The organism is Actinoplanes sp. NPDC051851 (assembly GCF_040681165.1).
In the GTDB taxonomy this organism is placed as follows: Bacteria; Actinomycetota; Actinomycetes; order Mycobacteriales; family Micromonosporaceae; genus Actinoplanes.
The window spans coordinates 172,308-185,067 of sequence record NZ_JBFAYF010000011.1 but is presented as its reverse complement, the minus strand read 5'-3'; the positions used below and the strand labels follow the sequence as shown (position 1 = coordinate 185,067).

Here is a 12,760-nt window from a genome sequence, read left to right as displayed (position 1 = left end):
CCGACGAGCCGACCGGCTGGTTCGTGCAGCAGCAGTTCAAGGTGGAGGATCAAGCGTCAGACACCCCGGAGCACCAGCCAGAACCGCGACGGCGGGTCAGTTGGCCGGGGTGCTGAGCTGGGCGAAACGGGCGGCGCCGTCCTCCAGGTCGGGGTGCTCGACGGCGAGAGCCATCGCGACGATGCGGTCGAAGCCCAGGCCCGCGCCGTCGGCGTACGCCTCGTCGAAGGCCGCGTCCCCGAGCGCGACGCGCAGCGCGGTCTGCTGGGCCGACCAGAACCCGCCGAACGACTCGGTACGCCGTGCCCCGCGTGCGGCCTCCGCCCCGCCGAAGAGCACCGTCGCGGTGGCGTGGTCGCCGCCGAGCGCACAGCGCACCGCGATCGCCGCGACCGCGTCCGCCGCCGCGCCCCGGAAACCGTGCCGCAGCCGGGAGCGGAGCGCCACCACCAGGTGGTCGTGGGCCGCGATCAGGTCACCCCGGCGCAGAGCGACCATGCCGAGCATCCAGTCGACCGCCCGGCGGCCGCGATCCTCGGGACAGGCGGCCTCCAGCTGACGGGCGGCGCCGAGCAGGTCCGCGGCGTCGGCCAGCGAGTCCCGGCGCCAGAGCAGCTCGGCCAGGGCCAGCACCGCGGGGAGCGCGGCGTTCGGCGCGCCGGCCCGCTCGGCCTGAGCGATCACCGACCGGCAGGAGCGCTCGGTCGCGGCGTCGTTCCGGACGTCCAGCCGGACCCGGCGGGCGACCAGCACCCGGACCAGCAGCCCGGCGTCACCGGCCTGGCGGGCGGAGAGCTCGGCGAGGCGCAGGAACCGCTCCCGCTCGGCGCTCTCCTCGGCGAGGCCGGCGTGGATCAGGTACGCCCCGGCGAGTTCGGCCGGCTCCGCGTCGGCGCCGGCCCGCAGATAGAGCAGGCGCAGCAGCTCACGCCCCTCCCGGGCGCCGCCGTGCTCGCGCCACCACGGGTCGAGCGCACCGGCCAGGCGCAGTCCGGCCCGGGCGTCGCCACCGCCGGCCGCCCAGCGCAGCGCCGCCTGCCACTCCGCGACGTACGGGCTCAGCTCGGTCAGCGAGACGGTCCGCTCGGCGCCCTCGGTCTCCCCGGTCACCGTCTCCAGGGTGTGCAGCGACCAGGTCAGGTGCCGGTCCCGCAGCACGGTCTCGTCCCCCGCCGCGGCGAGCTGGCGCAGCGCGTACGCCCGGACCTGATCCGACATCCGGTACCGCGGGCCCGGCACCATCTCGATCAGCGACTTGTCGGCGAGCTCGGAGAGCGCGCCGAGCGTCTCCTCGCCACACCAGTCGACGGTGTCCAGGTCGACCGGCCCGGCGAAGACAGCGAGACGGCGCAGCAGCTCGGCCGCCCGGCCGCCCAGGCTCCGGTACGACCACTCCAGGTTGTTGCGCAGGCTGTCGTGCCGCCCCTCGCCGCAGGAGTCGCTGTCCAGCGCGCCGATCGGGTCGTCCAGGCGGCGGGCCAGCACCTCGGCCGGGAGCAGCCGGAGCCGGGCGGCGGCCAGCTCGATCGCGAGCGGCGAGCCCTCCAGCCGGGCGGCCAGGGCGGCCAGGTGCGGCTCATCCTCGGCCGAGCGCCCGCCACGGGCCGCGGTGGCGCGCTCCCGCAGCAGCGCGAACGCGTCCGCCGGGGCGAGCGACGGGATCCGCCAGACCGTCTCGCCCGGCAGGCCCAGCGGCGCGCGCCCGGTGGCCAGCACGTCGAGCCGGCGGCAGCGGGCGAGCAGCCGGTGCGCCAGCTGCGCGGTCAGGCCCGGCGCGGCGTCGCAGGTCTGCAGGATCACCAGCATCCGCCGCTCGGCGCACTGCTCGACCAGGGTGTCGATCATCGGCCGCCCCGGCTCGGCCCGCAGGCCGAGGGCCGAGGCCAGCACGGTGGGCAGGCCCTGCGCGGCGGTCGCGGCGTCGATCGTCCACACCCCACCGGGGTACGCCGGGAGGACCTGCTCGGCCACCGCGAGGCTGAGCCGGGTCTTACCGGCGCCGCCCGGGCCGACCAGGCTGACCAGCCGGTGGTGGCTGATCAGCTCGGCGAGCTCGGCCACCTCCGCGCGGCGGCCGACGAACGAGGTGTGCTCGGCGGGCAGGTTGTGCCGGGGTGCCTCGGCCGTCCGCGGGCGGGGGAACTCGCGGTCCAGGCCGGGCGCGTTGACCTGGAAGAGCCGCTCGTCGTCGTCGAAGCCACGGAGCCGGAACGCGCCCAGGTCGTGCAGGTCCACGGCGGTCAGCGTCTCGGCCGTGACGCCGGACGGGCCGGACGGACCGGCGCCGGTGTACGCCGCGGTCACCGCGAGGGCGGTCGCCTCCGAGCAGAGCACCTGGCCACCGTGCGCGGCGGCGGAGACCCGGGCGGCCCGGTGCACCTCGGCGCTCGCGTACTCCACCCCGATCGGCGTGGCACGGCCGGTGTGCAGTCCCATCCGGACCCGGGGCATCGCGTCGTCGCTCGGCCAGTCGTATGCGGACAATCGCCGCTGCGCCTCGACGCAGGCGGCGACGGCGGCCCCGGCGTCGTCGAACGCGATGAAGAAGGAGTCACCCTCCGTCAGAAGCTCGACACCGCCGAAGTCGCTCAGCACAGCGCGTAACACCGCGCGATGTGCACCTAACACAGCGCGATATGCCTCGCCGAGCATCCGGGCCAGCCGGGTGGAGCCCTCTATGTCGGTGAACATAAAGGTCACCAGGCCGCTGGGTAGCTCGCGCCGTCCCGACACGGTTGAACGCCCCCTTTGGAAGTCGCGCCTCATGCTTCCGTATCCCCGAGTCACCGCCCATCGTAGAAACGGACGGTAACCATCTGCCCGTCACGGCCGACCCCTTACGAAGGACAACCGGCCACCGAATCGACGCTGGCATACGGGACTACGCGTGTCGTAACGAAAGAGATCGAACGCGGAAACGACGCACTCGGGCAAAACCGCTGAGCCGTTCGGGTGTACCCGTACGTGTCAGCCCGGCAATGGGGTAAACGGCGCGAGCAGGAAGGTTTCGCCGGAGCTTAGCAAGATTACGAGCACTCAGAGTGAGAATTGAATTTCCGCGGTGACCACAGTCGACGCTCGGCGGACCGTGGCTCACAGTGACCGGCCGGATCGGAGGCGTCAGGGCAGCCGTCCGACCGGGCCGTCGAATCACCGGATTGAATGACTACGGCGAGTCAGATAGACGGGCCCGCGCGGGGGCGGACCCGTACCGGAGAATCAGCAGCCGCAACCACCGCCGCAACAGCCACCACCCGCGGGGGCGGCCGGGGCGGAGCCACCGGGCCGGGCGCCGGTGACGGCGACTGTGGACAGCAGCTTGACGGTGTCGGCGTGGCCGTCCGGGCAGGCGGCGGGCTCGCCGGCCTCGCGCATCGGGCGACTGACCTCGAAGGTGGCGCCGCACGCGCGGCACCGGAACTCGTAACGCGGCATCGCACCAGCGTAGGCGGCCTGTGGGCGAACACGCACCGGGAGTCTCCCATCGGCGGCCACCGAGGTCCCCGCCATCGACCTGATCCCGGTAGGGTCGTGCCCGTGGCGGAGGCACCCAAGACCCCAGCAGACCGGCCCGAGTTGCGCGCGGCGGCACCCTCTACCGGCCCGTCGCCCGCCACACCCGGCGGCTCTCCCACCGCCTCCCCTGCCGCCGTTCCTCCCCCCGCGGTGGACGTGCCCACCCCGCCGCCCGCCGCGGGTACGGGCGCGCCTGCCGCCGGATCGCCTACCGCGCCCTCCGCGGGCGCGGGCGTGCCGAATGCGGGCGCGGGCGTGCCGAATGCGGGCGCGGGCGTGCAGGATGCGGGCGCGCGTGTGCAGGATGCGGGCGCGCGTGTGCAGGATGCGGGCGCGGACGTGCCGGATGCGAGCGTGGGCACGCCGGGCGCGGACAGTCTCGCCGCGCCGCAGAAGAACCCGGCGTTGCCGGCCCCTCCGGTGGAGAGTGTCTTCCCGCCCCGGCAGCCGGGTCTGGCCCGGCGCGGCGTGCGGGCGGTCGGCCGGGCGCCCCGGTCGGCCCTGGCCTGGTCCCGGCGGCCCAGCGGCCGGGTGATCGTCCCCGGCGTCGTGGTGGTGCTCCTGCTCGGCCTGGCCGGGACCGCGGGCGCCTACCTGGTGCCGCGGGCGCTGGAGGCCTCCCCCGCCGCGAACGCCTCCCCCGCCGCCGAGGTCGCCGCGCCGGTCCTCTCGGCGAGCGCGGTGCCGGCCTACCCGACGGCGAGCGCCGCGGTGCCGGCCGTCTCGGCCGTCGTGCCGACGTTCAGCGCCGGTGCCGGGCTGCCCACCGCGGCGGTCACCACCAGCGCCGCCCGGCCGGCCGACGCGCTCGCCGGCTGGGCCCAGCAGATCGGCACCAAGGTCGGCATCCCGGTCGTCGCCGTCCAGGCGTACGGGTACGCCGAGCTGGTCGTCGGCCAGACCACCCCGTCCTGCCACCTGAGCTGGACCACGCTCGCCGCGATCGGGGAGATCGAGTCCAACCACGGCAGCGCGAACGGCGCGGTCCTCGGCGTGGACGGCGTGGCCCAGCCGACCATCTACGGCCTCCCGCTGGACGGCCAGGGCGGCCGCTCGCTGATCGCCGACACCGACCAGGGCACCATCGACGGCGACACCACCTACGACCGGGCGGTCGGGCCGATGCAGTTCATCCCCTCCACCTGGCGGGAGAACGGCATCGACGCGGACCGGGACGGCGTGGCCAACCCGAGCGACATCGACGACGCGGCGCTGACCGCGGCGACGTACCTCTGCAAGGGCGGGCGCGACATGTCCAAGGCCGACTCGTGGTGGGAGGCGATCCTGTCGTATAACGCACTCCGGCCGTACGCGCAGAAGGTCTTCGCCGCCGCGGACGACTACGGCACCCGCAGCCGCTCCTGAATTCCGGCTTTCCGAATTCCGGTGGCTTTCCGATCAAAAACGGCCACACCGGCGACGGTCAGTGAGGATCCACGTACTTTTGCGTGGTCAGCACTTCCCTGAAAGTCAGGTAAACGGCACGATGTACGGGTGAGGATTCGTGAATGGGATCCCCGCTCCGCATCCGCGAACGAGATCCACTCGCTCGTGGAGACGGTGAACGCGGTCCTGGCTGCTGACCTCCCTGGCGATCCACCCTGGCGGGACGTGCAGGTGAAGGACTACCTCGCCGAGACCATGCCGGGCGAGCGACGGATCAGCTGGATCGCCGAGGACGACAGGGTGCCGGAGGGCGAGGGGGAGATCCTCGCTCACGTCAGCATCCTGCTGCTCGGCGACATCGGCGTGCTCGAGGTGATGGTCCGCCCCGACCTGCGCCGCCGTGGCCTGGGGCGGGAGCTGATCGCGGTCGCCGCCCGCCGGGCGTACCTGGAGGGCTTCTCCTCGATCGGGGTGGAGGCGATCGGCGGCACCCCGGCGATCGCGTTCTACGAGTCCCTGGGCTTCGAGCGGGAGTACGTGGAGACCCGCAGCGTGCTCAACCTGGAGACGGTCGACTGGCCGGCGCTCACCGCGATGGCGAACGGCCTCGGCTCCGGATACCGCATCGAGTACCACCCCGGTGGGCCGAGCGACGTGCTCATGGAGGCGTACGCACGGGCCAAGGCCGAGGCGCAGCACGACGAGGACGACCTGGACCTGACGCCGCGCTCGTCCGACCCGCAGCGGCTGCGCGACTCGCTGGAGACGCTGCACCGGCGGGGGCTGAAGCCGTACATCGTGCTCGCCATCCACGAGGCGACCGGCGCGGTCGCCGGGCTGACCGAGGTGGTGGTGCCGGCCCAGCATCCGGAGCGCGCCGACCAGTACGACACGATCGTGGTCCGCGAGCACCGGGGCTACGGCATCGACCGGGCGATCAAGGCCCGGATGCTGTTCGAGTTGCGCGGCGCCGAGCCCGGACTCGGCCAGGTGCAGACCTGGAACGCCCAGCACAACGAGTCGATGCTGAAGGTCAACGCCGAGCTCGGGTACGAGTCCGACCGCGACTGGTTCGAGTACATCGCCGACGTCACCCAGCTCGTCCAGCGCCTGGAGTCCAGCTGAGCCCGAGCCCGGGTTGCGGTTTTGGCTGGTGCTCAGGGGTGTCTCAGCGAAGCGAGACACCCCTGAGCACCAGCCAGAGCCTTGCGGCGCGCGACGGCCCCGGCCACGCACGGGCCTCGCGTCGAGCGCGACCACTCACGCACGCCGCCCCGGAGGACTGAGCGTTCTGGACGCGCCAGCGGCCAGCGAGGACCGCAGGGGCCCTCGGCGGGAGCGACGGTCCGCACCACCCACCCCGCTACGACATGAGGGGCTTAAAAGCGGTCGTGGAGGAGCTGGGCGACCTCGGTGGCCCAGTAGGTCAGGGTGATCTGGGCGCCGGCGCGCTTGATGGAGGTCAGGGACTCCAGGATGACGCGCTCGCGGTCGATCCAGCCCTTCTCGGCGGCGGCCTCGACCATCGCGTACTCGCCGGAGACCTGGTAGGCGGCGACCGGGACGGTCACCCGGGCGCGGATCGCGGCGATCACGTCCAGGTACGGCAGGCCCGGCTTGACCATCACGATGTCGGCGCCCTCGGCGATGTCCAGGTCGACCTCGCGCAGGGCCTCGCGCAGGTTCGGCGGGTCCTGCTGGTACTGGCGGCGGTCGCCCTGCAGCGTCGACTCGACGGCCTCGCGGAACGGGCCGTAGAAGGCGCCCGCGTACTTGGCGGAGTAGGCCAGGATGGCGATGTCCTGGTGGCCGGCGGCGTCGAGGGCCTTACGGATCACGCCGATCTGGCCGTCCATCATGCCGGAGGGGCCGACCATGTGGGCGCCCGCCTCGGCCTGGGCGACCGCCATCCGGGCGTAGATCTCCAGCGTGGCGTCGTTGTCGACCGAGCCGTCCGGGGCGAGCACCCCGCAGTGGCCGTGCGAGGTGAACTCGTCCAGGCAGAGGTCGCCCATGATCACCGTGGCGTCGCCGAGCTCGGCGCGCAGGTCGCGGAGGCCGACGTTGAGGACGCCCTCCGGGTCCAGGCCGGCCGAACCCGTGGCGTCCTTGTTCTCGTTCTCCGGGACGCCGAAGAGCATCAGGCCGCCGACGCCCGCGCTGACCGCCTCGTGCGCGGCCTTACGCAGCGACTCGCGGGTGTGCTGGACGACACCCGGCAGCGAGCTGATCGGCTTCGGCTCGGTCAGCCCCTCCTTGAGGAAGAGCGGGAGGATCAGCTCGGACGGGGCGAGGCGGGTCTCCTCGACCAGGCGGCGGATCGCCGGGGTACGCCGGAGACGGCGCGGACGGTCGTCGGGGAAGGGCATCGTCAGCTCCCTGTGGTGTGCCGGCCGGAGCCGGCACACCTGAAGAGGATCAGCGGAAACGGAGGGCCGTGGGGCCCTGCACCTTGGAGCCGCGACGCTGCTTGGCGGGCATCGCCGCCAGCTTCTCGCGCAGTTCGAGGGCGTACTCGGCGAGCGCCTCGACCAGGTCCGGGACCGACGCGTTCTGCGGCTGGGTGTCGACCCGCAGGCCGAACTCCACCGCGGTCTCCGCGGTCTTCGGGCCGATCACCGCGACCACCGTGCGGGCGTGCGGCTTGCCGGCGATGCCGACCAGGTTGCGGACGGTCGAGGACGAGGTGAAGAGCACCGCGTCGAACCCACCCGACTTGATCGCGTCGCGGATGTCGGCGGGCGGCGGCGCGGCCCGGACCGTCCGGTACGCGGTCACGTCGTCCACCTCCCAGCCCCGCTCGATCAGGCCGGCCGCGAGGGTCTCGGTGGCGATGTCGGCGCGGGGCAGCAGCACCCGGCCGACCGGGTCGAGGATCTCGTCGTGCGGCGAGAACTCGGCGAGCAGGCCCTCGCTGGACTGCTCCCCGGCCGGGATCAGCTCGGGCTGGATGCCGAACGCGCGCACCGCCTCGGCGGTCGCCTCGCCGATACAGGCGATCTTGACGCCACCGAAGTGGCGGGCGTCCAGGCCGTGCTCGGCGAACTTCTCCCAGACCGCGCGGACCGCGTTGACCGAGGTGAAGACGACCCAGGCGTACCGGCCGTCGACCAGGCCCTTGACCGCGCGCTCCATCTGCGCCGGGGTACGGGGCGGCTCGACCGCGATGGTCGGCACCTCGCACGGGATGGCGCCGTACGCCCGCAGCCGCGCGCTCATCGCGCCGGCCTGCTCCTTGGTACGCGGGACGAGGACCTTCCAGCCGTACAGCGGGCGGTTCTCCCACCAGCTCAGCGCGTCCCGCTCGGCCACCTCGGCGCCGACGGTGAGCACCACCCGGCCGGTGAAGCCGAGCGCCGCGGCGACGAAGCTGTCCACCGTGGAAGACGTCGTGTACTGCGTCTCGCCGGTGCCGTCGCCGGTCACCGCGACCGGGATGCCCGGCTCCACGCCGGCCGCCAGCAGGCCGTCCCGGACCGCGGCGAGGTCGCCGGCGTCCACCGCGACCGCGAAGGAGCCCTTCTGGGCCGCGCCCGCGAGGGCGTCGAAGTCGAGCGAGGTGACGTCGTCCACGTCGGCGGAGATGCGTACGCCGGGCAGCGGGACACCCGCGTACGCGGCGACGCCCTCGGCCTGCCCGATGCCCGGGATGACCTCGAAGTGCACCGCGGTCCGGGCGACCGCCTGGACCTCCTTGACCACCGACTCGTGGCCGAACGGGTCGCCGGCCACCAGGTGCACGGCGGAGAGGCCGGACTTGGCGGCGGAGAGCAGCACCTTGGCCACGTCGCCGGGGGCACCCTCGGCCGGGCTGAACTGCGCGTCCTCCTTGGCCTCGGCGCGGAGCGCGGAGAGCAGGGTGTCGGGCACGCCGCGGTCGTAGACCACCTGGTCGGCATCGGTCAGCGCCGCGTACGCGCGGCGGGTCAGCAGCTCCGGGTCGCCGGGTCCGGCGCCGATGAACGCGATGCGTCCGGCTGGCTTACGGGCGGTGCGGGTGGTCATTCTGTGCTCCCCATCAGGGTATCGGCTCCGGCGTCGAGGAGATCGGTGGCGAGCGCCTTGCCGATCTCCGCCGCGCCGGCGGGCGTTCCGGTACGCGACAGCCGGATGGCTCGAACCCCATCCGGGCTGATCACCGCACCGCGCAGGTAAATCTCGTCACCGTGCTCGCCCTCGGCGAGCTCGGCGTAGGCGGCGACCGGTGCGGAGCAGCCGGCCTCCAGCGTGGCGAGCATCGCCCGTTCCGCCACCACGGCCGCACGGGTCGGCGCGTGGTCGAGAACGGCCAGCAGCTCGACCAGTTCCTCGTCGCCGGACCGGCACTCCACCGCCAGCGCACCCTGAGCCGGGGCGGGCAGCATGAGCATCGGATCCAGCGTCTCGGTGATCTCGGCGGTCCGGCCGAGGCGGCTCAGACCGGCCCGGGCCAGGACGACCGCGTCGAGGTCGGCCTCGGGGCCGAGCGCGCGTGCGATACGCGTGTCGACGTTCCCCCGGATCGGCGTGACCTGCAAGTCTAGGCCGAGAGCACGCAGTTGCGCGATCCTGCGTACCGCTCCGGTGCCGATCCTGGCACCCGGCGGGAGTTCGGCGAGGGTCAGTCCGTCCCGGGCCACCAGCGCGTCCCGCGGGTCCTCCCGGGGCGGCACGGCGGCGATGTGCAGACCCGGGAAGTCGGCGCTGGGCAGGTCCTTGTACGAGTGCACCGCGAAGTCGATCTCCCGGGCCAGCAGCGCGTCCCGCAGCGCGGAGACGAAGACGCCGACGCCGAGCTGGGCCACCGGGGCGGACGAGGTGTCGCCGGTGGTGACGATGCGCACCAGCTCGACCGGTCGGCCGGTGGCGGCGGTCACCGCGTCGGCGACCATCCGGGACTGGGTGAGAGCCAGCGCACTGCCCCGGGTACCGAGGCGCAGCGGGGTGACGGTCACGCTTTTCCTCCGATCTCGGGTACGGCGTCGGCCTGGGCGGCGAGCGGCACGTCCAGATCGAACAGCTCGCGCAGCAGGGCGGCGTACTGATCCCCGCCGGGCTCGGCGGCCAGCTGCCGGACCCGCACGGTCGGCGAGTGCAGCAGCTGCTGGACGACCCGATGCAGGGTACGGGAAACGTCGGCCCGCTGCTCCTCGGTGAATTCCGGCCGTTTGGACATCAGCTTGCGCAGTTCGGCCGTGACCACGTCCTCGGCGCGGGTGCGCAGGGCGGCCACCGTCGGGGCGATCTCGGCGCCGCGCATCCAGCCGAGGAAGTTCTCCACCTCGCCGGCGACGATCTGCTCGACCGCGGCGGTCTCGGCGGCCGCCGGGTTCGTCCGCCGGCTGGCGGCGAGCCGGTCGATGTCGACGATGACCAGGCCGGGCAGGTCGGCGGCGTCCGGTGCGACGTCGCGCGGGACCGCCAGGTCGAGCACGACCAGCGGCGTCTCCCCGCTCCGGGCGGCCAGCGCGGCGGTCAGCCGCTCGCGGGTCAGCACCGGCTCGGTGGAGGCGGTCGCGCTGACCACGATGTCCACCTCGCCGAGGACGGTGGCCAGGTCCTCGATCGGCACGGCGACCGCGCCGTACGCCTCGGCCAGCCGGTCGGCACGGTCCACGCTGCGGTTGGTGACGCGCAGCGGGCCGACACCCGTCCGGGTGAGCGTGGCGACCGAGAGCGCGCCCATCGCGCCGGCCCCGATGACCAGGGCGGACCGGCCCTGGAGGTCGCCGAGGTGCTCGGCGGCCACCTCGAGCGCGGCGGTGACCACGCTCTGGCCGGCCTTGTCGATGCCGGTCTCGGCGTGCGCCCGCTTGCCGACCCGCAGCGTCTGCTGCATCAGCTCGTGGAGCAGACGGCCGGCCGAGTCGGTCTCGGTGGCCGCGTGGTACGCGTCCCGCAGCTGCCCGAGGACCTGCGCCTCGCCGACCACCATCGAGTCGAGCCCGGAGGAGACCCGGAACGAGTGCCGGACCGCGGCCTCGCCGTAGTGCACGTAGAGGTGCCCGGCGAGCTCGGTGGCCGGGATGCCGCTGTACTGGCTGATCACGTTGCAGATGTCGCCGAGGCCGCCGTGGAACCCGCTGACCGCGGCGTACACCTCGACCCGGTTGCAGGTGGAGAGGACGACCGCCTCGCTCACGTACGGCTGGGCGAGCAGTTTCTGCAGGATGTCCGGCACGGCGGGCTCGGAGATGCTGAGCCGCTCCAGCACGGCGACGTCGGCGGTGCGGTACGACGCACCGATGCTGAGGAGATTCACGACCCGACTGCCTCCTGGTTACCCGCAGCGTCGCCCCGGCCGCCGGGAAGAGCGGTCAGCGACGCCTTGCGGTGTTCATGGAACGAGAGGATCTGCAGCTCGATGGCGAGATCCACCTTGCGTACGTCGACGTTGGCGGGCACCGACAGCACACAGGGCGCGAAGTTCAGGATGCTCGTCACACCCGACTCGACCAGCACGTCCGCGACCGCCTGGGCGGAGTGCGGCGGGGTGGCGATGACGCCGATCGCGATGGACTCCTCGGCGGCGATCCGGGGCAGGTCGTCGATGTGGCTGACGGAGAGCCCGTTGATCACCTCGCCGACCTTCTTGCGGTCGGCGTCGAAGAGCGCGACGACGCGGAAGCCACGGCTGGCGAAACCGGCGTAGCCGGCCAGCGCGTGGCCCAGGTTGCCGACCCCGACCAGGCAGACCGCCCGGTTCTTGTCGAGGCCGAGGATGTACTCGATCTGGTCGACCAGGAGCGCGACGTCGTAGCCGACGCCGCGGGTGCCGTACGACCCGAGGTGGGAGAGGTCCTTGCGCAGCTTCGCGGAGTTGACCCCGGCGGCGGCGGCGAGTCCCTCACTGGATACCGTTTCGGCGCCGGCCTCGGCCAGGTGGTGCAGGGCACGCAGGTATTCGGGCAGCCGTGCGATCGTCGCCTCCGGGAGGTCCGGGAAGGCTGGGACGACACCGGCCTCGCCGGGCGTGCTTCCGTGACGCTGCTGGCTCATCTGACTCCGTGCCGACGAGGCGGACCTGCGGTGAGCCCTGACTGTGCGATACCGGTGAAACCCTCGTGGGGCGGCTGTGGTAGCGGGGCTCGTCGGAGTCACAGAGTAGGCGCTTGTGAAGGCGTGCACAAATCGCGATCTTGTCGGGACAATTGGACAAGATCGACTCGACTGTGTTAGCCGAGCCGACCCGTCGAGTATTACCGCTGATACGTCACCAGGGCCAATCGACTCAGAGTGACATGGCCATCTTTACCGCTTCGACCAGAGAATCCGCCACCGGACGGCCGGACTCACGCAAACGGATGGGGTCGGTGAAGCCCCCGGTGTACAGCACCGAACCGGCGCCGACCGAGTCCGCGGCGTGCCCGTCGTCGAGCGAGTCGCCGATCAGCACCACGTCCGCGCCGTCCAGCCCGAGCGCCTCCAGGTGCCGGGCGAGGTGGCCGGCCTTCATGTCGCCACCCACCTCGGTGCGCAGCCCGTCGATCCGGGTGAAGACGCCGGCCAGGCCATACCCCTCCACGGCCGGGACCAGCTGGCTGTGGAACCACATGGAGAGCAGCGACTGGGTGCCGGTCCAGCTCGTGATCGCGGTCATCGCGTCGTGCGCCAGGGCCATGTCGGTCAGGCCCAGCAGGTACGCGTCGTGGAAGATCCGGTCCAGCCGGCCGAACTCCTCCTCGTCCACCGCGCGGCCCAGCATCTCGGCGTAGAAGTCGGCCACCGGGCGGCGGAAGGCCCGCCGGTGCTCGTCCACGTCGATGACGCGCCCGCCGACGGTCGCGAAGGCCTCGTTGGTCGACGCCACGATCAGGTGGAGATCGTCGAGAAGTGTCCCGTTCCAGTCCCAGACCAGGTGCTTTGCTGTCACCCTGGC

10 protein-coding genes are annotated in these 12,760 nt (G+C 72.9%); 2 read left to right on the top strand and 8 right to left on the bottom strand.

Annotation, left to right across the window (positions count from 1 at the left end; all coding sequences use genetic code 11):
- Nucleotides 1–96: 96 nt before the first annotated feature.
- Both AB0M08_RS14450 and AB0M08_RS14445 read right to left on the bottom strand, forming a co-directional pair.
- A complete protein-coding gene (locus AB0M08_RS14450) occupies nucleotides 97–2,691 on the bottom strand; it encodes an adenylate/guanylate cyclase domain-containing protein (RefSeq protein WP_364492569.1) in 2,595 nt (864 codons plus the stop codon).
- 528 nt (nucleotides 2,692–3,219) lie between these two features.
- Complete coding sequence (locus AB0M08_RS14445) at nucleotides 3,220–3,435, bottom strand: zinc ribbon domain-containing protein (RefSeq protein WP_364492568.1); 216 nt, start codon at nucleotides 3,433–3,435, stop codon at nucleotides 3,220–3,222.
- A 420-nt stretch (nucleotides 3,436–3,855) separates the two neighbouring features.
- Between AB0M08_RS14445 and AB0M08_RS14440 the strand changes: the two genes are divergently transcribed.
- Nucleotides 3,856–4,881 carry a lytic murein transglycosylase gene (locus tag AB0M08_RS14440; protein WP_364492567.1) on the top strand — a complete coding sequence of 342 codons (1,026 nt, stop codon included), beginning with the start codon at nucleotides 3,856–3,858 and terminating at the stop codon, nucleotides 4,879–4,881.
- A gap of 129 nt (nucleotides 4,882–5,010) precedes the next feature.
- On the top strand, nucleotides 5,011–6,027 hold the full coding sequence (locus tag AB0M08_RS14435; protein WP_364492566.1) for a GNAT family N-acetyltransferase: 1,017 nt from the start codon (nucleotides 5,011–5,013) through the stop codon (nucleotides 6,025–6,027).
- 254 nt (nucleotides 6,028–6,281) lie between these two features.
- On the opposite strand, the gene hemB is transcribed toward AB0M08_RS14435, so the two are convergent.
- From hemB to AB0M08_RS14405, 6 genes are all read right to left on the bottom strand, one after another.
- Nucleotides 6,282–7,271, bottom strand: coding sequence for a porphobilinogen synthase (hemB, locus tag AB0M08_RS14430; RefSeq protein WP_364492565.1), 990 nt, complete (start codon nucleotides 7,269–7,271; stop codon nucleotides 6,282–6,284).
- A 49-nt stretch (nucleotides 7,272–7,320) separates the two neighbouring features.
- Entirely contained in the window at nucleotides 7,321–8,907 is a 1,587-nt protein-coding gene (locus AB0M08_RS14425; protein ID WP_364492564.1) for a uroporphyrinogen-III synthase, read from the bottom strand.
- Nucleotides 8,904–9,836, bottom strand: coding sequence for a hydroxymethylbilane synthase (gene hemC, locus AB0M08_RS14420; RefSeq protein ID WP_364492563.1), 933 nt, complete (start codon nucleotides 9,834–9,836; stop codon nucleotides 8,904–8,906). Before hemC ends, AB0M08_RS14425 begins: the two co-directional genes overlap by 4 nt.
- A complete protein-coding gene (locus tag AB0M08_RS14415; RefSeq protein ID WP_364492562.1) occupies nucleotides 9,833–11,143 on the bottom strand; it encodes a glutamyl-tRNA reductase in 1,311 nt (436 codons plus the stop codon). Before AB0M08_RS14415 ends, hemC begins: the two co-directional genes overlap by 4 nt.
- Nucleotides 11,140–11,880 (bottom strand): redox-sensing transcriptional repressor Rex, encoded by a 741-nt coding sequence (locus AB0M08_RS14410; protein WP_364492561.1) that lies wholly within the window; start codon nucleotides 11,878–11,880, stop codon nucleotides 11,140–11,142. Before AB0M08_RS14410 ends, AB0M08_RS14415 begins: the two co-directional genes overlap by 4 nt.
- 232 nt (nucleotides 11,881–12,112) lie before the next feature.
- Entirely contained in the window at nucleotides 12,113–12,754 is a 642-nt protein-coding gene (locus AB0M08_RS14405) for an HAD hydrolase-like protein (RefSeq protein WP_364492560.1), read from the bottom strand.
- Between the last annotated feature and the right edge of the window lie 6 nt (nucleotides 12,755–12,760).

Excerpts from the sequence above, each read along its gene's own strand:
- AB0M08_RS14450 (WP_364492569.1), bottom strand. The coding sequence starts at position 2,691 with ATGTTCACCGACATAGAGGGCTCCACCCGGCTGGCCCGGATGCTCGGC.
- AB0M08_RS14445 (WP_364492568.1), bottom strand. The coding sequence starts at position 3,435 with ATGCCGCGTTACGAGTTCCGGTGCCGCGCGTGCGGCGCCACCTTCGAG.
- hemB (WP_364492565.1), bottom strand. The coding sequence starts at position 7,271 with ATGCCCTTCCCCGACGACCGTCCGCGCCGTCTCCGGCGTACCCCGGCG.
- AB0M08_RS14425 (WP_364492564.1), bottom strand. The coding sequence starts at position 8,907 with ATGACCACCCGCACCGCCCGTAAGCCAGCCGGACGCATCGCGTTCATC.
- AB0M08_RS14410 (WP_364492561.1), bottom strand. The coding sequence starts at position 11,880 with ATGAGCCAGCAGCGTCACGGAAGCACGCCCGGCGAGGCCGGTGTCGTC.